This is a genomic window from Pseudomonas sp. PDM28 (genome assembly GCF_019219115.1).
In the GTDB taxonomy this organism is placed as follows: Bacteria; Pseudomonadota; Gammaproteobacteria; order Pseudomonadales; family Pseudomonadaceae; genus Aquipseudomonas; species Aquipseudomonas laurylsulfatiphila.
Map to the genome: position 1 here is coordinate 92174 of NZ_JAHUWG010000004.1, position 23286 is coordinate 115459.

Below are 23286 nucleotides of genomic sequence, written 5' to 3' on the forward strand. Positions count from 1 at the left end.
GTTTTAAATGCAACCTCTTATTCCGTCAACGAAGCATGTTGATATCTATTAGATCTAAATTGAATATAGATAGAGCAATGTTTCGCGGCCGGTTCAACCGCAAGCAGTCTGATGAGGGTCTACCCATGAGCAATGCCGCTTTCGCAGTACAACCCGCTGTTCACACGCTTGAAATCCATCCGGTGGCCGGTCGCATTGGTGCCGAAATCCGTGGCGTACAGCTTTCCGGCGAGCTGGATGCCGCCACTGTTGAAGCCATTCAACAGGCGCTGCTGCAATACAAAGTGATCTTCTTCCGCGAGCAGACCCAACTCGACGATCAGCGCCAGGAGGCGTTCGCCCACCTGCTCGGCGAACCGGTGGCCCACCCGACCGTGCCGGTGCGTGAAGGCACGCGTTTTCTGCTGGAACTGGACGGTGCCGAGGGCCAGCGTGCGAGCTCCTGGCACACCGACGTGACCTTCGTCGAGGCCTACCCCAAAGCCTCGATCCTGCGCTCGGTGGTGGCCCCGGCTTTCGGTGGCGACACCCTGTGGGCCAATACTGCCACCGCCTACAACGGGTTATCGGAGGAGCTGCGTGAACTGGCCGACAAACTGGTCGCCGTGCACAGCAACGAATACGACTACGCCGGGACCCGGCCGGACGTTTCGGCGGAGAAGCTGGAGCGCTATCGCAAGGTCTTCACCTCGACGGTCTACGAGACCGAACACCCGGTGGTGCGCGTGCACCCGATCAGCGGCGAGAAGAGCCTGTTGCTGGGGCATTTCGTCAAACGCATCAAGGGCTATTCCCAGGCCGATTCGGCGCACCTGTTCGGGTTGCTGCAAAGCCATGTGATCCGCCAGGAAAACATCGTGCGCTGGCGCTGGAAGGCCGGTGACGTGGCGATCTGGGACAACCGCTCCACCCAGCATTATGCGGTGGATGACTACGGGACCCAGGACCGGATCGTGCGTCGTGTGACGCTCAAGGGTGAAGTGCCGGTGGGTGTGAACGGGCAGGTCAGCCAGACGGTGAAAGGGCCGGATATCGGCGGCGTCTGAGCCGACGCCTTCGCGGGCAAGCCCGCTCCCACAGGGGATCTCCAGTGTTCACACGGTCAGTGTGGGAGCGGGCTTGCTCGCGAAGGCGGCCTGGCAAGCAACAAAGAACTTTTTTTGATCGGGAACCCGCCTTATGAGTCCGTTGCATTTCGCCCCAACCCACTCTCCACAACGGCTCAAACGCCTGCCCCTGGCCCTGCTACTGGCAGGCAGTGCCAGCTGGACCCAAGGCTATGCGGCCGAGAGCGCCACCCCTGAAACCACCCCGGCAAAAACCGCCACGGCCGACAATACCCAACTGGCAACCGTGACGGTCACGACTCGCCGCCGCGAAGAAAGCTCGCAGGACGTACCCACCCCGATGAGCGTGGTCAGCGGCCAGACCCTGGAAGCCCAGCGGGTCTATCGCATCCAGGATTTGCAGCAACTGGTGCCCAGCGTCAACGTTGCCTACATGCATGCGCGCCAGTCCAGCGTGTCGATTCGTGGCCTGGGCAACAACCCGGCCAGCGATGGCCTGGAAGGCAGTGTCGGCCTGTACCTCGATAACGTATACCTCGGCCGGCCAGGCATGGCTGTGTTCGACCTGATGGACATCGAGCAGCTTGAAGTGCTGCGCGGTCCGCAAGGCACCTTGTTCGGTAAGAACACCACCGCCGGCGTGATCAACATCAGCACCCGTGCGCCGACCTTCACTCCGGAACGCAGCATCGAATCTTCGGTGGGCGAGGATGGCTATTTCCAGACCAAGGGCACGATTTCCGGCCCGCTGAATGACCAGCTCGCCGGGCGCTTTTCTGCGTATCGCACCCGCAGCGACGGTGATATCAAGAACGAATTCGACGGCCACGATTTGAACGGCGGCTCGCGCGATGGCTTCCGTGGCCAGTTGCTGTTCAAGCCGAACGAATCGTTCAACCTGCGCTGGATCGGCGACTACAACGAAGAAGATTCCAGCGCCGGCACCCGGGTGTTGTTCAACACCGGGCCGACCATCAATGGCACCAACCTTTACCAGACCCGGGCCAATGCCACGGGCGCGACACTGGTCGACGGCACCCACCGCAAGGTCAACCTGAACAACGACCAGCATGTCACCGTGCATCAGGGCGGCACATCGGTGGAGGCCAACTGGACGCTGCCGAGCGACTTCACCCTGACGTCCATCAGCGCTTACCGCTGGTGGAATTTCACCCCGCGCAATGATGACGGCCTGAATGCAACCGTCTTCTACAACGCCGGGGTTTCGGTGGAGGACAAGCAGTACTCCCAGGAGTTTCGCCTGGCGTCGCCTACCGGCGGGTTCTTCGATTACGTGCTCGGCGCCTATTACTTCGGCTCCGACCTGGACAACAAATCCTTCACCTTTTACGGGCCGCAAGCGGATATCTGGAGTGGCACGCCCACCGGTGCGCTGAACAACATCGACAGTGTCGGCAACGGTCATATCGAAACCAACAGCTTCGCGCTGTTCGCACAGGGCACCTGGCACCTGACCGAACGCCTGGATTTCACTGCCGGCCTGCGCGGCACCTATGAAGAGAAAAACGCCTGGGTGACCCGCAATGCGCCCGCCGGTGGTGCCACAGTCACCGGCGCGGCGGCCGCGGCACGACGTGCTCGTGCGGGGGCCTACGATTCCGGCGATCTGAACCAGTACAGCTCCAGTCCTTCAGGCCTGTTGAACCTCAGCTACCACCTCACCGAGGACCTGCTCACCTACGCCACGTTGTCCCACGGCGAAAAATCCGGTGGGGTCAACCTGGCCGTCGGTATGGCGCCGGTGGCCGGGGCCGACTCATTGCTGATCGGCACCGAGCGCGCCAACAACGCCGAGCTCGGTTTCAAGAGCACCCTGTGGGACCGTCGCCTGCAACTCAACGCCAACCTGTTCTGGACCCAGGTCAACGGCTATCAGACCAACGCCTATGACGACGTCAATCGCGTGCAATACCTGACCAATGCCGGTTCCGTGCGCTCCCGTGGCGTGGAATTCGAAAGCACCCTGATCCCGCTGCGTGGCCTGACGCTGAACATCAACGGTTCGTACAACGACGTCAGCTACCTCTCCTACAAGGATGCGCCGTGCCCGCCGGAAGTCAGCCTGGCGCCGGGCGCTCCGGCGTCTTGCGACCTCACTGGCCATCAAGTGGTCGGCGCCTCGAAATGGATCGGCAACGCCAACGGCGAATACAAGTGGAACCTGAGCAACGGCTTCGAGGAGTACGTCACCGCCAGCTATGCGTTCCGCTCCAAAGCGGTGGGCACGGTGGAAGACTCCGACTTCGGGCAGATCCCGAGTTATGCGGTGGTCAACCTGTCCACCGGCCTGCGCGGCGACTTCAACCAGGGGCAGTGGGACGTTTCGTTGTGGCTGAAAAACGCCTTCGACAAAACCTACTACACGACGCTGTGGACGGCCGCCAATGGTGGTTATGAAGGCCTGCTCGGTACGCCACGCACGCTGGGTGTGACCGGCCGATACGACTTCTGACGGCGAAAAAGCATGCTTCGAATGAATACTTTCAATGCCCGAAAAGCATCGGATTTTTTCCACTACGCCGGAGCCCTTGAACGACGGGCTCTGGCGGTGGATTGAGGGTTTTGTTTATTCGTATTGGTTCTAAATATAAGCTTAAACATTACTTTAAGAGCTAAGCGTTCAAGCCAATGATTGCTCTACCGGGGCGTCGTCGGGGGATGTTCAGCACGACGTTCCGGTTATCCGCAAAGAGACCGCAGGGAGTTAAACAATGGGCAATGTCCAGATCGCCGCCGGTGCACATGAGGTGCTTTGGCGCCAGGCACCCGGTGGCGAATTGGTCGACCTCGGCCGACCGCACCGGGTGCCCTTGGGGCAGTTGCGTTTGCAGCGAACCCCCAAAGGCGTCCTTCGCCGGCGTGAAGCAATCGTGCTGGGCGTGCTGGCGTTGCTGGTGCATGGCGCGGTGATCTATTGGGTCAATCAGCAACCGACCCCGGTGCTGCCGATCGTGCCGCCAGAAGTCCCGCCCATGACCATCGAATTTTCGCGTCCAGCGCCTCCGGTGGTCGAGCCGCCGCCACCGCAACCCGTACAACCCGTGATTGAGCCACCACCGCCTGTGGAGGATGAACTGGCGGTGAAGCCGCCTCCACCGAAGCCGGTTCCCAAGCCCAAGCCGGTCGCCAAACCGCTACCGAAACCGGCGCCAAAAGCCGTTGAGCAGCCACCGGCGCCGCCACAACCGGCAGCACCTGTCGCGGCCCCGGCGCCACCTGCACCACCGGCCCCTGCGCCCGTAACACCGGCCTCCGCCACCGCCGGCTACTTGAAAAACCCGGCGCCGGAATACCCGTCGCTGGCCCAGCGTCGCGGCTGGGAAGGCACGGTGTTGTTGCGCGTGCATGTGTTGGCCAGCGGCAAGCCCGGCGAGATTCAGATCCAGAAAAGCAGCGGTCGCGATGCGCTGGATGACGCCGCGCTGAACGCGGTGAAACGCTGGAGTTTCGTGCCGGCCAAGCAAGGTGATGTCGCCCAGGACGGCTGGGTCAGCGTGCCCATCGATTTCAAGATTCATTAAACAGAAACCAATTTCGCGCGAAACGTTTACACGAGGAATACATCATGACGTTACTGGCCTCTCCACTTGAATCCATCGAAAGCGCGGTGATCTGGCTGCTGGTGGTTTTTTCCGTCGCGACCTGGGGCCTGGCATTGCTCAAGGGCGTGCAGTTCGGTCGCCTGAAGGTACAGGATCGAAAGTTTCATCAGCAGTTCTGGGCCGCTTCGAGTCTCGACTCGGCGGCCGAACTGAGCGAAACCCGGCCCGGTGCGGCAGCCCGGGTGGCGCAGGCCGGTTATGCGGCCATCCAGGTGGGCGAGACGCCACAGGCGGCTGACTTGAGCCAGGCGATCAACCATCAGGATCGTCTGGAGCGAGCCTTGCGCCAGCAGATCGTGCGCGAGCGCCGGTCGCTGGAAACCGGGTTGGCCGTGCTCGCCAGTATTGGCAGTACCTCGCCGTTCATTGGCTTGTTCGGCACGGTGTGGGGAATCATGGAAGCGTTGAAAGGCATCAGCGCGGCGGGCTCGGCCAGCCTTGAAACGGTCGCCGGACCGATTGGCGCGGCACTGGTCGCCACGGGTGTGGGGATCGCCGTCGCGGTGCCGGCGGTGCTGGTTTACAACTACTTTTTGCGTCGCTTGAAACTGACGGCGGCGGACCTGGATGACTTCGCCCATGACTTCTACAGCCTGGCGCAGAAGAGTTCGTTCCGCGTGCTGATCCACCCGACGGCGCACAAGGTGGCAGCCCAGGGTAACGCGCAGAAAGTGAAGGAGGCGTCCTGATATGGCCTTCTCCACGCAAGACACCGATGAGGTGCTCAGCGAAATCAACGTGACGCCGCTGGTGGATGTGATGCTGGTGTTGCTGGTGGTGTTCATCGTCACCGCCCCGCTGCTGACCAACGCCATTCCGATCAACCTGCCCAAGACCGAAGCGGTGGCGCCGGTGGAGCAGAAGGACCCGTTGGTGGTGAGCATCGACGGTGCCGGCAAACTGTTTATCAACAAGGACGAGATACAACCGGACTTGCTGGAGTTCAGTCTCAAGTCGGCGAAGGCCAAGGATCCGGAGGTGCGCGTGCAGTTGCAGGCGGACGACGGTGTGAATTACGGCGAGGTGGCGCGGGCCATGGCATCGATTGAACGGGCAGGGATTACCAAGTTGTCGGTGATCACTGCGCGTTAACAGGTTTTCGTTTTCCGGGGCCGTCTCCTTGGCAGGGTGCGGCCCTTTTTTTTGCTTCAACTTTCGCGAACACACTGTTCTCTGTGGGAGCGAGCTTGCTCGCGATGGCGGTGGATCAATCGACATCGATGTTGAATGTCCGGGCCCTATCGCGAGCAAGCTCGCTCCCACAGGTTATATGTTTCATATTCGATATGGGTCTTAATAAATAGCTTCTTATTCCTTAACGAATATAACTCTCCTCCCTATACTCGACCGGGAACAGACACGCAGCAGGAGAGCTCCCCCATGCGCAACGAATCAATTCGCTACCTGATTGTGCCGGGCTGGCAAGGATCGCCAGAAGATCATTGGCAAAGCCACTGGCAGAGCAGCCTGCCGAACAGTGCGCGGGTGGAGCAGGCCGACTGGCTGACGCCGCGCCGTGAAGACTGGGTCGCGGCGCTGGCCGAGGCGATTGCCGCCGACAGCACGCCGGTCATCCTGATCGCCCACAGCCTGGGTTGCATCACCGTCGCCCATTGGGCGGCCACCGCGCCTGTGCAATTCCTGCGTCAGGTGCGCGGTGCCCTGCTGGTCGCACCGGCGGATGTCGAGCGCCCGGCCTGTGCACCGGCCTTGCGCAACTTCGCGCCGATCCCGACGGACCTGCTGCCATTTCCGAGCCAGGTCGTCAGCTCCGACAACGACAGCGCCGTCAGTGCGCCGCGAGCCCTGGAGCTGGCGCGCAACTGGGGTGCCGAGGCGGGGATTCTGGCGGGGGCGGGGCATATCAACGTGAAGTCCGGTCATCAGCGTTGGGAGCAGGGTTTTGCCTATCTCTATCGCCTGCAAAACCGCATGGAACACCACGCCCTGCGCCGCGCTTGAACACTTTCTTTATTTAACGCCCCCGTCTCCCGGCGGTTTTGGGCGGGAGTCTGCCATGAGCTTTGAAACCTTCGGTCAGCCACTGCTGACCTTTCCCGACGCCGAAAAAAGTCCCCTGAGCATCCGCGCCAAGGCGCTGGTGTTTGTCGACCCGCGTTCGCGGCAATTACGTGAAGACCTTGAGCAACTGGCCACGCGTTCAGTCTCGGTGCTGATCCGTGGCGAAACCGGCACCGGCAAGGAGTTGCTGGCACGTCATATCCACCGCGCCAGTGATCGCGGCGGTTTGTTCGTGTCGGTCAACTGCGGCGCCATCAGCCCGACCTACGCCGATGCCGAGCTGTTCGGCTATGCGGCGGGCAGCTACAGCGGTTCGGCGAGCAGTCGTGCCGGCTGGTTCGGTTCGGCCAACGGCGGCACGCTTTACTTGGACGAAATCGGTGACCTGCCGCTGCCGATCCAGATCAAGCTGCTCGCCGCCCTGGAGAACCACGAAGTCACCCGCGTCGGAGCTCAGCAGCCGAGCCCGGTGGATGTGCGGCTGGTCGCGGCCACCAGCATTGATCTGGCCCAGGCCATGGCCGCCGGAAAATTTCATGAGCGGCTCTATCACTACCTCAGCGAAGGCCCGCTAGAACTGCCGGCACTGCGCGAGCGTACGGGGGACATCCTGCCGCTGGCCGAATACTTCCTCGGCATCTACAGCCAGCGCCTCGACCTGCCGGTGCCGCTGATCAGCGAAGCCGCGCAACTTGTGCTGGAACGCCACAGTTGGCCGGGCAATACCCGGGAGCTGGAAAACATCATTCACTTCGCGCTGCTGGTGAGTACGGGCGACGAGATTCTGCCGGAGCATTTGAATTTGCCGGAACCCTCGATTTCGCTGGAGCAGATCGGGAGCCAGATCAGGCAGATTCTCGACAATGGCTCTGTTGCTGACAAGGCAGCCCTGAAACAACTGCTCAAAAACACCGCGCTTTTGTAGGAGCAAGCTTGCTCGCGATCCAGGCGCCAAGGTTTCCGGGCGGACGCCATCGCCGGCAAGCCGGCTCCTACAGGGAATAGTGTGCGAGTTAGAGCTGTACGAACAAAATGGAATATGAAGCTGAATAAACGTTATTGTTCGGGAATAAAAAATCCCGGTATTGTCCGCTTCACGCCAGCGATAGCACTTCACTGGCACTCTCATCTTCAAGCCGTCGCCACAAGCGACTGTGATTTTCGATAAGGACACTGCATGAAAAAGGTTCTGTTGTTCACCGCACTGGCGGCTGCCCTGACCGCGGGCCTGGCCCAGGCTGGCGAAAAACTGGTGGTTGCCGCGACCCCGGTTCCACACGCCGAGATTCTTGAACTGATCAAGCCAACCCTCGCCAAAGAAGGCGTGGACCTGGAAATCAAAGTCTTCACCGACTACGTTCAGCCGAACGTGCAGGTCGACCAGAAGCGTCTGGACGCCAACTACTTCCAGACCCTGCCGTACCTCAAGAGCTTCAACGAAGGCAAAGGCACTCACCTGGAAACCGTGATCGGTGTGCACGTCGAACCTTTCGGTGGCTACTCGAAGAAAGTCAAAACCCTGGCTGAGCTCAAAGACGGCGCGACCATTGCCATCCCGAACGAAGGCAGCAACAGCGGCCGTGCCCTGATCCTGCTGCAGAAGGCTGGCCTGATCGAGTTGAAAGACCCGAAAAACGCCCTGGCCACCCCGAAAGACATCGCCAAGAACCCGCACAACTTCAAGTTCAAGGAGCTTGAGTCCGCGATGTTGCCGCGTGTGCTGGATCAGGTCGACCTGGACATGATCAACACCAACTACGCGCTGGAAGCGGGTCTGAACCCGGCTAAAGACGCGCTGGTGATCGAAGGTGCCGACTCGCCTTACGTGAACTTCCTGGTGGCCCGTCCGGACAACAAGGACAGCGTTGCCATCCAGAAACTGGCCAAGGCCCTGACCAGCCCGGAAGTGAAGGCCTTCATCGAGAAGAAGTACAGCGGCGCGGTGTTGCCAGCGTTCTGATTCGCGAAGCACACCCCTTCAAGGTTTCAAACGCCGACGGCTGAATTAGCGTCGGCGTTTTTTTGAGCGTTCGATTTGCCTGTGGCGCGGGAGCTTTTGTGGCGAGGGGGCTTGCCCCCGTTCGAATGCGCAGCATTCGCCCAAGGGAGCGCGGGAGATCTGTTTAGGGCCGCTTCGCAGCCCAGCGGGGGCAAGCCCCCTCGCCACAAAGAGCCTGTTGACCATGGAGTTGATCAGGCCGGCCTGGCCTTCAACGCCCTGCGCAACGCCATCAGTAATTTCAGAATGTCCTGCGGATCCAGCCGTTGCGGCGGTTGTTCGTCTGCCATGTTCTCGTCCTTGTGAGATGTTGGCCGGGAGTCTGGCCAAAAGTGGTTCGTCCTTGGAGCTGTGTTTCGAAAAAAAGATCCTTCCTACGCCGCAAGGGAAAATAGACGTCTTCCTTCAACCCGGCAAATCACGCGCCGTTCAATCCGGCCAATACCATGCCGGCTCATCCAGCATGCGCTGGCCCACGATCCCGGTCTGGCCAAGATTTTTCTCCAGCACGATGCAGTTGCAGTCCGGGTCCTCCTGCAACGCCGAAATCAAGCGCCGGGCATGGGACACCACCCACACCTGGCACTGCGCCGAGGCACGGATGATCAGGCGTGCCAGCGCCGGCAGCAGATCCGGATGCAGGCTGGTTTCCGGCTCGTTCAGCACCATCAGTGTCGGCGGCCGTGGCGTCAGCAGCGCCGCGACCAGCAGCAGGTAACGCAAGGTACCGTCCGACAGCTCGGCGGCTGAGAGCGGCCGCAACAGACCTTCCTGAAAAAATTCGATGGCGAAGCGCCCACCTGGCAGAGGTTCGATGTTCAGTCGTGCGCCGGGGAAGGCGTCGCTGATCGCCGCCCGCAAGGCGTCGGGATCACCGATTTCGATGATCGTCTGCAAGGCCGCCGCCAGGTCGCGTCCGTCGTGATGCAGCACCGGCGTGCGAGTGCCCAGTTGCGGTTGACGCGCCGGGGCGTCGGCATCGCTGCGAAAATGATCGTAAAAGCGCCAGCGGCGGATGAACTCGCGCATCTCCAGCACTTCCGGCGAACCGCGCAGGCTGCCGACCTGATCGAACAGGCTGTCGAACGTCGGCGTGTGCTGCGCCAGCACATCCCACTTGCGCTCGGTGCGGGCACGGATCATCGGGCCGTCACGATCGACCAGTAGACTGGCCGGGCGGTAGAACGCGCCTGCCCACAGGCATTCGCGCTTGATCTGCGGGTCGAGGCTGAAATAGGACGGAATCGGCGAGCTGTGTCCAGGCAGCATGAAATGACCATTGGAATCGGGAAGGCCGAGGCTGATCGAGTAGCCGAAATCCTCTCCCGCAAACCCCAGGCGCAGGCGCTTGACGCCTTGGCGCACGGTGGGCTCGATGGCGACTTCGCCGGTGCGCATGCGTCGGGAGAGGGTTTCCGGGCCGGCCCAGAAGGTCGAATCCAGTCCGCCTTCACGGGCCAGGGCATTGACCACGCCGCCGTGGGCGGTTTCCGCCAGCAGGCGCAGCGCACGGTACAGGTTGGACTTGCCGCTGCCGTTGGGGCCGGTGATCAGATTCAGTCGGCCCAGCGGGATCACCAGTTTGTTGATCGAGCGGTAGTTGGCTACCGCGAGCGTGTTGAGCATGTGGGTTCCTGTGGCGGGGTCGCGCGAGGCCCATTGTCCGTTACGGGCAGGTGTCTAGCGCAAGTGTTCTGGACGTAAGGCAAGGAGAATTTTTTCTTCATAAGACGCTCGTGCAAGGTTGCTATCCTGTTCTAAGCTCTCTGTCGTGCTGTACATGAAAAAGGCCAAGGAGTTTGCATGGTGGTTCCCGGATTCAAAGTAGTCATGGCCTTGAGTGTCGTCACCCTGCTGACGGCTTGCGAGCAGAAAAAACCCGTGCAGGAATTCCTGCCACGGGTGTTCGTGCAAGTCGTCAAGCCGACGGACTACGCGGCCCCGGTTACCCTCACCGGTGATATTCAGGCGCGGATACAGACGGAGCTGTCTTTCCGTGTGGGTGGCAAGATCATCCAGCGTTCGGTTGACGTCGGCGATCGAGTGACCGCCAAGCAAGTGTTGGCCCGGCTCGACCCCAAGGACTTGCAGAGCAACGTCGACTCGGCCCAGGCCCAAGTGGCCGCCGAACAGGCGCGGGTGAAGCAGAACGCGGCGGCATTCGTACGCCAGCAAAAACTCCTGCCCAAGGGTTATACCAGCCAGAGTGAATATGACTCGGCCCAGGCCGCCTTGAACAGCAGCCAGAGCGCCCTGAGCGCCGCCCAGGCGCAGTTGGCCAATGCCAAGGATCAGTTGAGCTATACGGCGCTGATCGCCGATGCGCCGGGGATCATTACCGAGCGTCAGGCGGAAGTCGGCCAGGTGGTTCAGGCGACAATGCCGATCTTCAGCCTGGCCCGTGACGGCGACCGCGATGCGGTGTTCAACGTTTATGAATCACTGCTGGCCGAGAAGCCGAGCGATGACACCATTGTCTTGAGCCTGCTCGACAACCCGGCGATCAAAACCACCGGTACCGTGCGCGAAATCACCCCGGCGGTGTCGGCGCAATCCGGTACCGTGCAGGTCAAGGTCGGCCTCAACAGCCTGCCCGACGGCATGCAATTGGGTTCGGTGGTGAGTGCCACGGCCAAGGGGTCGGGCAAGTCGGTCATCGAGTTGCCGTGGTCGGCGCTGACCAAAAACATCAGTGAACCCGCTGTGTGGATTGTCGACGACAAGGGCAAGGCCCAGTTGCATTCGGTCACTGTCGGCCGCTACCTGACCGGCAAGGTCATCATCAGCGGCGGGTTGAAAGACGGCGACAAAGTCATCATCGCGGGCGGCCAACTCTTGCACCCTGACATGGAAGTCGAGATTGCCGAAGACACTTACAAGGATCTGACGTGGGGAGCCAAGCCATGAAGCCTTTATGGGCGTTGTCCATCGGGCTGGTGCTGAGCGCCTGTTCCAAAAGCGAGCCACCGCCGGCACCGGTACGGCCGGTGTTGTCGATCAAGGTCCAGACCTTGAACGAAGAAGACCTGGGCCGCTTCGCCGGCAGCATCCAGGCGCGTTATGAAAGCAATACCGGTTTCCGCGTGGGCGGGCGGATCGCCAGCCGTAACGTCGATGTCGGCACCGAAGTGGAAAAGGGGACGCTGCTCGCCACCCTCGATCCTTCCGATCAGCAGAACCAATTGCGTTCGGCCCAGGGCGACCTGGCGAAAATCCAGGCGCAACTGATCAATGCCAAGGCCAGTGCCCAGCGTCAACAAGCCCTGTTCGATCGTGGGGTCGGCGCGCAAGCGCAACTCGACGCGGCCAACACGGACCTGAAAACCACCCAGGCCTCCCTCGATCAGGCCCGGGCGGCCGTCAGCCAGAGCAAAGACCAATTGGGCTACACCGAGCTGCACGCCGACCATAAGGCCGTGGTCACCGCGTGGAGCGCCGAGGCCGGGCAAGTGGTGACGGCGGGTCAGCAGGTGGTGACCCTGGCGCAACCGGACATCAAGGAAGCAGTGATCGACCTGCCCGATACCCTCGTTGACCAGTTGCCCAGCGATGTGGTGTTTCAGGTCGCTGCGCAACTCGATCCGAGCATCAACACCACCGCCATCATCCGTGAAATCGAACCCCAGGCTCAAAGCGCAACACGCACCCGTCGCGCCCGCCTGACCCTGGCCGAAACGCCACAGGGCTTCCGCTTGGGCACGGCCATCAGCGTCACCCTGAGCACGGCGATCAAGCCGCGCATCGAGTTGCCGGTCACCGCGCTGCAGGAGGTCGATGGCAAGCCGCGCATCTGGGTGATCGATGCACAGAATAAAACCGTCTCTCCCCGCGACATCACCGTGATCAGCCGCACCGACAGCACCGTGGTGCTGGCCGGCGGCGTGAAGAACGGCGAGCGGGTGGTCAGTGCCGGAGTCAACAGCCTCAAACCGGGGCAGCAAGTGAAAATCGACGAGGACAGTCAATGAAAGGGCCTTTCAACCTCTCGGAATGGGCCCTCAAGCATCAGTCGTTCATCTGGTATCTGATGTTCGTCGCGTTGCTGATGGGTGTGTTCTCGTATTTCAACCTGGGGCGCGAAGAAGACCCGTCGTTCACCATCAAAACCATGGTGATCCAGAGCAAATGGCCGGGGGCGACCCAGGAGGAAACCCTCAAGCAGATCACCGACAGGATCGAGAAAAAGCTCGAAGAGCTCGACTCCCTCGACTACGTGAAAAGCTACACGCGCCCCGGCGAATCGACGGTGTACGTGTACCTGCGCGACACCACCAGTGCCAAGGACATCCCGGAAATCTGGTACCAGGTGCGCAAGAAGATCAACGACATCAAATACCAGTTCCCGCAGGGCATACAGGGGCCGTCGTTCAACGACGAGTTCGGTGACGTCTTCGGATCGATCTACGCCTTCACCGCCGACGGCCTGACCCTGCGTCAGTTGCGCGACTACGTGGAACAGGCGCGCATGGAAATTCGCGGTGTGCCGGGCCTGGGCAAGATCGAAATGGTCGGCCAGCAGGACGAAGTGCTGTACCTGAACTTCTCCACGCGCAAACTCGCCGCGCTGGGCATCGATGAGCGTCAGGTGGTGCAGAGCCTGCAATCCCAGAACGCCGTGACCCCGGCGGGTGTGATCGAGGCCGGGCCGGAGCGGATTTCGGTGCGCACGTCAGGGAAGTTCGCTTCGGAGAAAGACCTGGCCGAGGTCAACCTCAAGCTCAACGACCGTTACTATCGCCTGGCCGACATTGCCGAAATCAGCCGCGGCTACGTCGATCCGGCCTCGCCGGAATTCCGCTTCAACGGCAAACCGGCTATCGGCCTGGCGATTGCCATGCAGAAGGGTGGCAACGTCCAGGCATTCGGCAAGGCCTTGCACGCCCGTATTGACGAGTTGACCGCCGACCTGCCGGTGGGTGTCGGCATTTACAACGTGTCCGACCAGGCCGTGGTGGTCGAGGAGGCCGTCGGCGGCTTTACCAGCGCGCTGTTCGAGGCGGTGGTGATCGTGCTGCTGGTCAGCTTCGTCAGCCTTGGGGTGCGCGCCGGGCTGGTGGTGGCCTGCTCGATCCCGCTGGTGCTGGCGATGGTGTTTGTATTCATGGAGTACAGCGGCATCACCATGCAGCGGATTTCCCTCGGTGCACTGATCATCGCCCTCGGCCTGCTGGTGGACGATGCGATGATCACCGTGGAGATGATGGTCACGCGCCTGGAATTGGGCGAGACCAAGGAGCAGGCGGCAACCTTCGCCTACACCTCCACGGCGTTCCCGATGCTCACTGGTACGCTGGTGACGGTGGCGGGCTTCGTGCCGATCGGCTTGAACGCCAGCTCGGCCGGTGAATACACCTACACCCTGTTTGCGGTGATTGCCTGCGCGATGCTGGTGTCGTGGGTGGTGGCGGTTCTGTTTGCGCCGGTGATCGGCGTGCACATTCTCAGCACCAAAGTGAAGCCCCATGAAGGCGAACCCGGGCGCATCGGCAAGGCGTTCAACGGCGGGTTGCTGTGGTGCATGCGCAATCGCTGGTGGGCCATCGGCATTACAGTGCTGTGTTTTGTGCTGGCGCTGTTTTGCATGCGCTTTGTGCAGAACCAGTTCTTCCCGTCTTCGGACCGGCCGGAAATCCTGGTGGACCTGAACCTGCCGCAAAACGCCTCGATCGATGAAACCCGTCGGGCTGTCGATCGCCTTGAAGCCACGCTCAAGGACGACCCGGACATCGAGCGTTGGAGCACTTACATCGGGCAGGGCGCCATTCGCTTCTATCTGCCACTGGACCAGCAACTGCAGAACCCCTTCTACGCGCAGTTGGTGATCGTCAGCAAAGGCCACACCCGTGAGGCCATGATGCAGAAGCTTCGCGAGCGCTTGCGCAACGACTTCGTCGGCATCGGCAGTTATGTCCAGGCGCTGGAAATGGGCCCGCCGGTAGGGCGTCCGATCCAGTACCGGATCAGCGGCAAGGACATCGACCAGGTGCGCCGACATGCCATCGACCTGGCCACTGAGCTGGACAAGAACCCGCATGTGGGCGAGATCATCTACGACTGGAACGAACCGGGCAAAGTGCTGCGCATCGACATCGCCCAGGACAAGGCGCGGCAGTTGGGGCTGTCTTCCGAGGATGTGGCCAACCTGATGAACGGCATCGTCAGCGGCCAGTCGGTGACCCAGGTCGATGACGACATTTACCTGATCAACGTGGTCGGTCGTGCGGTGGATTCCGAGCGCGGAACGCCGGAAACCTTGCAGAACCTGCAAATCGTCACGCCGAACGGCACGTCGATTCCGCTGCTGGCGTTCGCCACGGTGCGCTACGAACTGGAGCAGCCGCTGGTGTGGCGTCGCGATCGCCTGCCGACCATCACCATCAAGGCGGCGATCCGCGACGAGATCCAGCCGACGGACCTGGTGAAAATCCTCAAGCCGTCCATCGACGCGTTCGCTGCCAAACTGCCGGCGGGCTACAAGGTCGCCACCGGTGGTACGGTGGAGGAAAGCGGCAAGGCCCAGGGCCCGATTGCCAAGGTTGTGCCGCTGATGCTGTTCCTGATGGCGACCTTCCTGATGATCCAGTTGCACAGCGTGCAGAAACTGTTCCTGGTGGCCAGCGTCGCGCCGCTGGGGCTGATCGGCGTGGTGATCGCGCTGGTGCCTACGGGTACGCCCATGGGCTTCGTGGCGATCCTCGGGATTCTCGCGTTGATCGGTATCATCATCCGTAACTCGGTGATCCTGGTGACCCAGATCGAGGAGTACGAGCAGAAGGGTTATGCGCCGTGGGATGCGGTGGTGCAGGCCACCGAACATCGGCGTCGTCCGATCCTGCTGACCGCAGCGGCGGCGAGCATGGGGATGATCCCGATTGCCCGGGAAGTGTTCTGGGGGCCGATGGCCTACGCGATGATCGGCGGGATCGTCATCGCCACCTTGCTGACGCTGCTGTTTTTGCCGGCGCTGTATGTGGCCTGGTACAAGATTCGCGAGCCGAAGAAAGAGGCTGTTTAAAAAGCGAGCGCTTCGCGCTCATCGCGAGCAAGCTCGCTCCCACAGGTGTACGCGGTCAACTGTGGGAGCGAGCTTGCTCGCGATGGCGTCGGGACTGACTACACAGCTTTACGCCACACACTCGCCAACCAAGGCTGCTGCTCCCGCGGCAGCCCGACCGGCCGGTAGTAATGCTCCAACTCCACAAAACCCGCCTCGATCAGCAACTGCTGCCAGGCCGCCAGGTCGTGATACGACCCATAACGCGGCCCGTTCCAGCCTTCCTGATTCTCACCCCGGGGATTGGAGCTGAACAACACCCCACCCGGTTTCAACGTTCCCCACAACTGCTTCAACACCCGTGGTAGTTCCTGACGCGGAACGTGAAACAACACCGCATTGGCAAAAATTCCGTCGAAACGCTCGGCCGGCAGATTGAGCTTCAGGAAGTCCTGCTGCCACACCTCGCAACCGCTGTCGTCCCGGGCCATCTGCGCGAATTTTTCCGAACCGTCGAGGCCGACGGCTGTGTGGCCCATGCGGGTGAAGGTTTGCAGATCACGACCGGGTCCGCAGCCGAAGTCGAGAATGTCGAAAGGCGCCTCACCCTGGATGTGCCGCAACAGGGCATCGATGTTCTGGCTGACGTCGTGATCGCGCGTCCCTTCACGGAAACTTTCGGCCACCGCGTTGTAGTGGCCCAGGGTGGTGGCGGTGATCTGTTCGAGGTCGTCGGGTGTTTGCTTCATGGTTGGCTGCGCAGGCAATTTGGATTCACCGAATATACGCCATGGCGCCGGGGGCTGCTGCGCAGCCCATCGCGAGCAAGCTCGCTCCCACAGATTTCCACGGTCAACTGTGGGAGCGAGCTTGCTCGCGATGGCGGTGGCACAGACAACCGATGATTAAAGTCAGACTCAGCCCTTTTTCATCCCCAAACACTCAATGGAGTGATCCACCATCGCCTTGGCAATCTCCAGCAAATGCCAGATCGAATACACCATCGCCCGGTCGGCCCCCTTGAGCTGGTCGCCACATTGAAACGCCGTGACCGAAGCACAGCGCAGCAGGTCGGCGACATAGAGTTGGGTGTCTTCGAAACTCACGTCCTTGCTGACGTTGTAGAAGCGCATTTCATCGGGTGGTGCGGGTTGCTTGCCGGTGAGGTGGAAATCGATGGCGCGGTAGAGCGCTGAGCGATCCCTGAGTGGATCTTCGGTGGAGGTTTCGGGCGGCGGATCGGGAACGGATTTTTTCATTGGTAAAACTCCTAGAGCTAATTGGAGCCAACCGATGTCGCGACTAAACGAGCAGGGGTGGCGGCTGCACGCAGGTTAGTCGACCGGTCTCTAGGCAACCCGGCGCACCCAAGGGTGCCCTGCGCACAGCCACCATAACTTTCAGGCAATGAAAACACCTGGAGTGAGGTTGCGCTGCGCGCCTAGAAAGATCCGGGCGACTAAACCCGATCACTGATGAGCAGTGACGGACCGAGACTAGCCACGGAAATTGTCAGGCGCAAGCGAGCGAAATGATCTAGGAAACGTCCTGCAAAAGAAAGGGATCAAGCCTGCAAAACCGCTGATTTCCCTGTACGAAAATTTCCCTCTGGAAGTCTGTGATCACCCGTGGCGAAGGCGTTTTTGTGGCGAGGGGGCTTGTCGGACCGCCGCACCGCCCCGCTGGGTCGCGAAGCGGCCCTGAAACCATTCAATGAAGTGCGTCACCTGTTACTTCATAGAGTTTCGGTCCGGCGAAAAAAGACCCAGTCTGTCCTCAGTCAAAGCGAAGGACCGTCAATACCGTGAACCCTCACCCCCACACCGCGACACCGACACTGTCGGTCATCGACCCGCGCGCCCTGGCAGTGCGCAGCGTCGGTTATTGCCGTCACCCGGACAGCCCGTTGATTGATCCGCGCATCACCCGGCAAGGCTTCGACGCGGCAGGACGTTTGGCCGAGTCCTGGGACCCACGGTTGTGGGGCACCTCGAAGCCGAACCTGACCACGGTCTACGGCTTGAGTGATCAGCCGTTGCTGACAGACAGCGTCGATGGCGGATGGCAGTTGAGTTTGCCCGATCAGGCGGGTTCGCCCTGTTGGTTCTGGGATGCTCGCGGCAGCCAGCGCCACACCGAGTTCGACGAACAACAGCGGCCGATCACCGTCACCGAACAGGCTGCGGGAGAACTGCCATGCGTGGTGGAGCGCTTGACCTATGGAGATTCCAGTCCTGCTTTCGCCGAGCACAACCAGTGCAGGCAGTTGATCCGTCATGACGATCCGGCCGGCAGTCAGATCTATCCCGAGTATGGAATGGCCGCTGGGGTGTTGCGGGAAGAGCGGCGCTTTCTTGCCGAGCTTGAAATCCCTGATTGGCCTCTCGAGCCTGATGCCCGCGATGAGTTGCTGGAAACCCGCCCGTTCATCACCCGCCACACCTTCAATCCCACGGGCGAGCTACGGCAGCAGACCGATGCCATGGGCAATCTCCGCACTTTCGGTTATGACCTCGCGGGCAAACCGAATGAGGCCTGGTTGAAAATGGCCGGGGAGGGGAAGCCGCCAAAACGATTGGTCAGCGCCATCCGCTACAACGCCCTCGATCAGGTCGAAAGTGAAACCGCTGGGAATGGCGTGGTGACCCGTGTCGAATACGCCGCGGATGACGGTCGCTTGCTCAGGTTGCAGGCCGCGCTCGGCAGTCAAAAGCCGTTGCAGGATCTGAACTACGTTTACGATGCGGTGGGCAATATCGTCGAGCAGCAAGACCTGGCCCAACCGGTGACCCATTTCAACAACCAGCGTATCGAACCGATTAACCGCTATCGCTACGACAGCCTGTACCAACTGGTCGAAGCCCGGGGCTGGGAGGTCAGCCAGCCGAGCCATGGTCCGGCACTGCCGGCGCTGTTGCCCACACCGCTGGACCCCAACCAACGGCGCAATTACACCCAATGCTTCGAGTATGACCGGGGTGGCAACCTGATCACCCGTCAGCACAGTGGGGCGCCATGTTTCTCGATGTTCACCTCGGGGCTGAGCAATCGAAGCCTCGCGCAACGGGACGACGGCTCGCTGCCAGGCGAGCCTGAAATCGCTTTGGGCTTCGATGCCTGCGGCAATCAACGGGAACTGCAGCGTGGTCAAGCCATGACCTGGGACCTGCGCAACCAGCTAAGTCAAGTCACCTTGGTCCAGCGTCAGACCGACCCCGACGACTACGAATGTTACCGCTACGACGGCCCCGGCCATCGCTTGCGCAAAGTCGGATTCACCCAAAGCAGCGGTCGCACCCTGCGCACCGAATTCCGTTACCTCCCCAGTCTGGAAATCCACCGGCAGGCCGATGGCGAAGAACATCACGTCATCAGCGTCGAAGCCGGGCGCAGCAACGTGCGGGCATTGCACTGGCCCCAAGGTGAGTACAGTGACCAACTGCGTTACAGCCTCAGCGATCACCTCGACTCCAGCACCCTGGAGCTGGATGACGAGGCGGGCTTGCTGACCCGGGAACACTATTACCCCTTTGGCGGCACGGCGTGCTGGGCGGGAAAAAGTGCCTTGGTGGCCAAGTACAAGACTATTCGCTATTCGGGCAAGGAACGGGATGCGACGGGACTTTATTACTACGGTTATCGGTACTACGCACCATGGTTGCAGCGATGGGTAAGTGCAGACCCGGCGGGTCCCATTAATGGCTTGAATATTTTTCTCTTCGTTTCGAATAATCCAGTAAATTTCAAAGACGTGGATGGGAGAGTTTATGAAGGGAAAAATGATCAATATGAAGAATTTGCTTCGTCGCGGGGTGTAATTCTTGCGCGGGGATTAGAACAGTTTCCATCGGATTTGGCGAATACCATCCGGGCGGGACTGAATGAAGTAGAGCAGGTGTATGCTGGCGCAGTAGAGGCTGTTGGGTCAGAGTTTGTTGATCATGCGAAAATATTGCAGAGTTATTTTGGTCAAGAGTACAAAACTGTAAAAAACAAAGTGTTGGATGCGTTCGTGCGAGGAAGGGAATTAGCAAAAAAGTATCAAGTGGCCGGAGGGGGAGATAAGTTTGTAGCTATTGATTTTTTCGATAAAAATGTTAAAGCCTCGGTTGTTCGTGGCGATGGCCTTGGGCGTATTTTTATTAATGGTGTTGATATCAAAGCAAGTACGATAGTCAGTTGGCTTGGGCATGAGCTTTCGCACTTGACCAATGTAAGCGGTTTTAACGCCGCTGGGGCTGGAACAAAAGACTATTTTTACTTGAATTCAACTTCTCCGCAAGTCCATTCAGAGCACTTGGTGCATGGGAGGCTTCCTGAGAGGTTCATTATTCCCTTGGGGCCTTCTTATGATAAAGTTCGGGCAAATTTCATTGGTGTAGTGGCGGAATATGAAAGCCGACCTGCTTCAGTGCTGGATATAAATTCTGCAGTTGAGTTATTTAATAAAAGTCCAAGTGTCAGAGCGAAAATCGCATCTGAAAATGCAGATAGTATTATATATTCAGCGATGGAGCTGAATGCTCGATTAGCCGATAGTTTGAAATCTCATAAGTAGATAAATAGCTGAGTTGGATGCGCGAAAAAACCTGACACCCGATTTTCATGAAAGTGCTGATAAACCACGGATATCCATACGGCGCGATTCATTGTGGGAGCGAGCCTGCTCGCGATGGCCAATTCACGGACACCGACCTGTAACTTCTTACAGTTTCGGTCCGGCGAAAAAAGGCCCAGTCTGTCCTCAATCAAAGCGAAGGACCGTCAACGTCATGAACCCTCATGCCGCGACACCCACGCTATCGGTCATCGACCCGCGTACCTTGGTAGTGCGCAGCGTCGGCCATTGCCGTCTTCCCGACAGCCCGTTGATTGATCCGCGCATCACCCGGCAAGGCTTCGACGCGGCAGGACGTTTGGCCGAGTCCTGGGACCCACGGTTGTGGGGCACCTCGAAGCCGAACCTGACCACGGTCTACGGCTTGAGTGATCAGCCGTTGCTGACAGACAGCGTCGATGGCGGATGGCAATTGAGCTTGCTCGATCAGGCGGGTTCGCCCTGTTGGTTCTGGGATGCTCGCGGCAGTCAGCGCCACACCGAGTTCGACGAACAACAGCGGCCGATCACCATCACCGAGCAGGCCGCGGGAGAACTGCCACGCGTGGTGGAGCGCTTGACCTACGGAGATTGCGGCCCTGCTTTCGCCGAGCACAACCAGTGCGGGCAGTTGATCCGTCATGACGATCCGGCCGGCAGTCAGATCTATCCCGAGTATGGAATGGCCGCTGGGGTGTTGCGGGAAGAGCGGCGCTTTCTTGCCGAGCTTGAAATCCCTGATTGGCCTCTCGAGCCTGATGCCCGCGATGAGTTGCTGGAAACCCGCCCGTTCATCACCCGCCACACCTTCAATCCCACGGGCGAGCTACGGCAGCAGACCGATGCCATGGGCAATCTCCGAGCTATCGGTTACGACCTCGCGGGCAAACCGGATGAGGTCTGGTTGCAAATGGCTGACTCTGGAAAACCGCCGCAACGCCTGGTCAGCGACATCCGTTACAACGCCCTTGATCAGGTCGAACGCGAAACTGCCGGCAATGGCGTGGTGACCTGTGTCGAATACGCCGCGGATGACGGCCGGTTGATCCGGCTGATAGCGGCGTTGGGGAACCAGCAGCCCTTGCAAGATCTGAACTATGTCTACGACCCGGTGGGTAACATCGTTGAACTGCAAGACCTGTCCCAACCAGTGACCCATTTCAACAACCAGCGTATCGACCCGATCAACCGCTACCGCTACGACAGCCTGTACCAACTGGTCGAAGCCCGGGGGTGGGAAGTCAGCACGCCGAGCCACGGCCCGACGCTGCCGGAGCTGTTGCCCACACCGCTGGACCCCAACCAGCGGCGCAATTACACCCAACGCTTCGAATACGACCGGGGCGGCAACCTGATCACCCGTCAGCACAGCGAGGCGCCGGGTTTCTCGATGTTCATCTCGGCGCTGAGTAACCGCAGTCTGGCGCAACGTAGCGATGGTTCGCTGCCGGGAGAGGGTGATGTTGCATTGGGTTTCGATGCTTGCGGAAACCAATTGGAGCTGCAACGCGGACTGGCCATGGTCTGGGGCATCCGCAATCAGCTGGACCGGGTGACCTTGGTCAAGCGAGAAAGCGAACCTGACGACTACGAGTGTTATGTCTACGACCGTCCCGGCCATCGCTTGCGCAAAGTGCATTTCAGTCAAACCAGTCACCGGACTCTTCGTGCTGAAGTTCGTTACCTGCCCGGCCTTGAAATCCATCACGAGACCAACGGCGAAGAGCGACATGTCATCAGCGTCGAAGCGGGCCGCAGCAACGTACGGGCACTGCATTGGCCCGAAGGTGGTCATGACGGCCAACTGCGCTACAGCCTCAGCGATCATCTGGGTTCCGGTACTTTGGAACTGGACGACGAGGCGGGCGTGCTGACCCGGGAACACTATTACCCCTTTGGCGGCACGGCGTGCTGGGCGGGGAAAAGTGCGCTGGTGGCGAAGTACAAGACTATTCGGTACTCGAGGAAAGAACTGGATGTGACGGGGCTTTATTACTACGGGTATCGCTATTACGCACCGTGGTTGCAGCGGTGGTTGAGCTCGGATCCGGCTGGAGACGTCGCGGGATCAAATCGGTATCAGATGGTAAAAAATAACCCCGTAGTCTTTTATGATGGCGAGGGATTAATCAATGAATCGATTGTTAATAGATGGGATCTGAATTATCAGGATTTTGTAGAAAAGAGATTGGAAGCACGGCTGAATGTTACAGGTGAGGATGGTGCTCGCTATGAATTTGTTTCGTCTGCTTTAAAGCATGATCTTAGGTCCATTGAGAGCGGGAGGGTCAACTCAAAAATTTCCAATGACGAGTTTTATAATCTCTATACCAAGGATGAGTGGAGCTTTATTCGTAATAAGCGGCCCTCCAAGGCGAAAGAGTACTATGCGGCCGATGTGGTTAAGTATCAGTACTCAGCAGTGTCGAAGCATAATGGATTTTTTGGTCATCTGCCTTCTGTTATCAGGCGTGCTGCTGTAACGAATGAAAACACTATAAAGCTTACGGAAAATTTGAAGAATGGGTCGAAGGAGATGATGGATGTATTTCTTGATAAAACCGAAAATGGTAAATCTACGAAAAGAATTGTTGATGTATTTGGAATGACTCCTTGGAAAGTTGAGCGAATTGACCAGCCTGCGATTGTCACTCTAGGCAAAGCATACCCATCACAACCCGATTTTTTAGTACATGTGAAACCTGCTGCCGGGTTACGCCGGTCAAGTGTTTGGCTGGAGCTTGAGAGCTTTAGAGCTTCGAAAAGTGAAGCCAGATCTCTAAATAGTAGTGGAGTGAGACGGCGTAGCTCACTTTAGGCGTGGGCTGATTTGCCAGTCATTCTCCAGCCAAGAGTCATTGCTGTCTCCCCGGTAAAACGCTGATTTCCCTTTATGAAAACTTCCTTCCAAAAGCCAATGATGAACTGTGGCGAGGGGGCTTGTTGGACTGCCGCCCCGCCCCGTTGGGTCGCGAAGCGGCCCT

At 59.7% G+C, this 23286-nt stretch carries 16 protein-coding genes; 13 read left to right on the plus strand and 3 right to left on the minus strand.

Translation table 11 applies throughout. The features are described 5' to 3' along the window. The first annotated feature begins 125 nt into the window (after window positions 1-125). From KW841_RS09820 to KW841_RS09855, 8 genes are all read left to right on the plus strand, one after another. Window positions 126-1046: a TauD/TfdA family dioxygenase gene (locus KW841_RS09820; protein WP_218475601.1), complete on the plus strand. Its 921-nt coding sequence runs from the start codon at window positions 126-128 to the stop codon at window positions 1044-1046. 133 nt (window positions 1047-1179) lie between these two features. Then, complete coding sequence (locus KW841_RS09825) at window positions 1180-3540, plus strand: TonB-dependent receptor (protein WP_218475604.1); 2361 nt, start codon at window positions 1180-1182, stop codon at window positions 3538-3540. A gap of 259 nt (window positions 3541-3799) precedes the next feature. Beyond that, the gene (locus KW841_RS09830; protein ID WP_104451245.1) at window positions 3800-4609 is read left to right on the plus strand and encodes an energy transducer TonB; all 810 of its coding nucleotides are present in this window, start codon (window positions 3800-3802) and stop codon (window positions 4607-4609) included. 44 nt (window positions 4610-4653) lie between these two features. Next, window positions 4654-5379, plus strand: a complete 726-nt coding sequence (locus KW841_RS09835) for a MotA/TolQ/ExbB proton channel family protein (protein ID WP_218475606.1) — start codon at window positions 4654-4656, stop codon at window positions 5377-5379. 1 nt (window position 5380) lies between these two features. Further along, complete coding sequence (locus KW841_RS09840) at window positions 5381-5782, plus strand: biopolymer transporter ExbD (protein WP_102701888.1); 402 nt, start codon at window positions 5381-5383, stop codon at window positions 5780-5782. A 288-nt stretch (window positions 5783-6070) separates the two neighbouring features. Continuing rightward, window positions 6071-6652, plus strand: coding sequence for an alpha/beta hydrolase (locus KW841_RS09845; protein WP_218475609.1), 582 nt, complete (start codon window positions 6071-6073; stop codon window positions 6650-6652). A 55-nt stretch (window positions 6653-6707) separates the two neighbouring features. Continuing rightward, on the plus strand, window positions 6708-7637 hold the full coding sequence (locus tag KW841_RS09850; RefSeq protein WP_218475612.1) for a sigma 54-interacting transcriptional regulator: 930 nt from the start codon (window positions 6708-6710) through the stop codon (window positions 7635-7637). A 252-nt stretch (window positions 7638-7889) separates the two neighbouring features. Next, the gene (locus KW841_RS09855; RefSeq protein ID WP_007972924.1) at window positions 7890-8672 is read left to right on the plus strand and encodes a MetQ/NlpA family ABC transporter substrate-binding protein; all 783 of its coding nucleotides are present in this window, start codon (window positions 7890-7892) and stop codon (window positions 8670-8672) included. 468 nt (window positions 8673-9140) lie between these two features. Here the strand turns inward: KW841_RS09855 and KW841_RS09860 are convergent, their stop codons facing one another. Continuing rightward, window positions 9141-10337 carry an AAA family ATPase gene (locus KW841_RS09860; RefSeq protein WP_218475615.1) on the minus strand — a complete coding sequence of 399 codons (1197 nt, stop codon included), beginning with the start codon at window positions 10335-10337 and terminating at the stop codon, window positions 9141-9143. 177 nt (window positions 10338-10514) lie between these two features. Here KW841_RS09860 and KW841_RS09865 point away from each other — a divergent pair, with 177 nt between their 5' ends. The 3 genes from KW841_RS09865 to KW841_RS09875 are packed head-to-tail and all read left to right on the plus strand — an operon-like array spanning window position 10515 to window position 15726. Further along, complete coding sequence (locus KW841_RS09865; RefSeq protein ID WP_218475617.1) at window positions 10515-11618, plus strand: efflux RND transporter periplasmic adaptor subunit; 1104 nt, start codon at window positions 10515-10517, stop codon at window positions 11616-11618. Beyond that, window positions 11615-12679 carry an efflux RND transporter periplasmic adaptor subunit gene (locus KW841_RS09870; protein WP_218475621.1) on the plus strand — a complete coding sequence of 355 codons (1065 nt, stop codon included), beginning with the start codon at window positions 11615-11617 and terminating at the stop codon, window positions 12677-12679. The genes KW841_RS09865 and KW841_RS09870 overlap by 4 nt, the downstream gene beginning before the upstream one ends. After that, window positions 12676-15726, plus strand: a complete 3051-nt coding sequence (locus KW841_RS09875; RefSeq protein ID WP_218475623.1) for an efflux RND transporter permease subunit — start codon at window positions 12676-12678, stop codon at window positions 15724-15726. The genes KW841_RS09870 and KW841_RS09875 overlap by 4 nt, the downstream gene beginning before the upstream one ends. 98 nt (window positions 15727-15824) lie before the next feature. Here KW841_RS09875 and KW841_RS09880 read toward each other — a convergent pair whose 3' ends face one another. Both KW841_RS09880 and KW841_RS09885 read right to left on the minus strand, forming a co-directional pair. After that, window positions 15825-16454, minus strand: a complete 630-nt coding sequence (locus KW841_RS09880) for a bifunctional 2-polyprenyl-6-hydroxyphenol methylase/3-demethylubiquinol 3-O-methyltransferase UbiG (protein WP_218475625.1) — start codon at window positions 16452-16454, stop codon at window positions 15825-15827. A 168-nt stretch (window positions 16455-16622) separates the two neighbouring features. Then, entirely contained in the window at window positions 16623-16964 is a 342-nt protein-coding gene (locus tag KW841_RS09885; RefSeq protein WP_218475628.1) for a DUF6124 family protein, read from the minus strand. A 545-nt stretch (window positions 16965-17509) separates the two neighbouring features. Here KW841_RS09885 and KW841_RS09890 point away from each other — a divergent pair. Together KW841_RS09890 and KW841_RS09895 are read left to right on the plus strand one after the other, a co-directional pair. Then, on the plus strand, window positions 17510-20263 hold the full coding sequence (locus tag KW841_RS09890) for an RHS repeat-associated core domain-containing protein (protein WP_218475631.1): 2754 nt from the start codon (window positions 17510-17512) through the stop codon (window positions 20261-20263). A gap of 214 nt (window positions 20264-20477) precedes the next feature. Beyond that, window positions 20478-23120, plus strand: a complete 2643-nt coding sequence (locus tag KW841_RS09895; RefSeq protein WP_256357769.1) for an RHS repeat domain-containing protein — start codon at window positions 20478-20480, stop codon at window positions 23118-23120. Window positions 23121-23286: the final 166 nt, after the last annotated feature.

Bases quoted from the DNA above. Each gene is read 5' to 3' on its own strand.
- KW841_RS09820 (WP_218475601.1), top strand. From the start codon at position 126: ATGAGCAATGCCGCTTTCGCAGTACAACCCGCTGTTCACACGCTTGAA.
- KW841_RS09825 (WP_218475604.1), top strand. From the start codon at position 1,180: ATGAGTCCGTTGCATTTCGCCCCAACCCACTCTCCACAACGGCTCAAA.
- KW841_RS09830 (WP_104451245.1), top strand. From the start codon at position 3,800: ATGGGCAATGTCCAGATCGCCGCCGGTGCACATGAGGTGCTTTGGCGC.
- KW841_RS09835 (WP_218475606.1), top strand. From the start codon at position 4,654: ATGACGTTACTGGCCTCTCCACTTGAATCCATCGAAAGCGCGGTGATC.
- KW841_RS09840 (WP_102701888.1), top strand. From the start codon at position 5,381: ATGGCCTTCTCCACGCAAGACACCGATGAGGTGCTCAGCGAAATCAAC.
- KW841_RS09845 (WP_218475609.1), top strand. From the start codon at position 6,071: ATGCGCAACGAATCAATTCGCTACCTGATTGTGCCGGGCTGGCAAGGA.
- KW841_RS09850 (WP_218475612.1), top strand. From the start codon at position 6,708: ATGAGCTTTGAAACCTTCGGTCAGCCACTGCTGACCTTTCCCGACGCC.
- KW841_RS09855 (WP_007972924.1), top strand. From the start codon at position 7,890: ATGAAAAAGGTTCTGTTGTTCACCGCACTGGCGGCTGCCCTGACCGCG.
- KW841_RS09860 (WP_218475615.1), bottom strand. From the start codon at position 10,337: ATGCTCAACACGCTCGCGGTAGCCAACTACCGCTCGATCAACAAACTG.
- KW841_RS09865 (WP_218475617.1), top strand. From the start codon at position 10,515: ATGGTGGTTCCCGGATTCAAAGTAGTCATGGCCTTGAGTGTCGTCACC.
- KW841_RS09870 (WP_218475621.1), top strand. From the start codon at position 11,615: ATGAAGCCTTTATGGGCGTTGTCCATCGGGCTGGTGCTGAGCGCCTGT.
- KW841_RS09875 (WP_218475623.1), top strand. From the start codon at position 12,676: ATGAAAGGGCCTTTCAACCTCTCGGAATGGGCCCTCAAGCATCAGTCG.
- KW841_RS09880 (WP_218475625.1), bottom strand. From the start codon at position 16,454: ATGAAGCAAACACCCGACGACCTCGAACAGATCACCGCCACCACCCTG.
- KW841_RS09885 (WP_218475628.1), bottom strand. From the start codon at position 16,964: ATGAAAAAATCCGTTCCCGATCCGCCGCCCGAAACCTCCACCGAAGAT.
- KW841_RS09895 (WP_256357769.1), top strand. From the start codon at position 20,478: ATGAACCCTCATGCCGCGACACCCACGCTATCGGTCATCGACCCGCGT.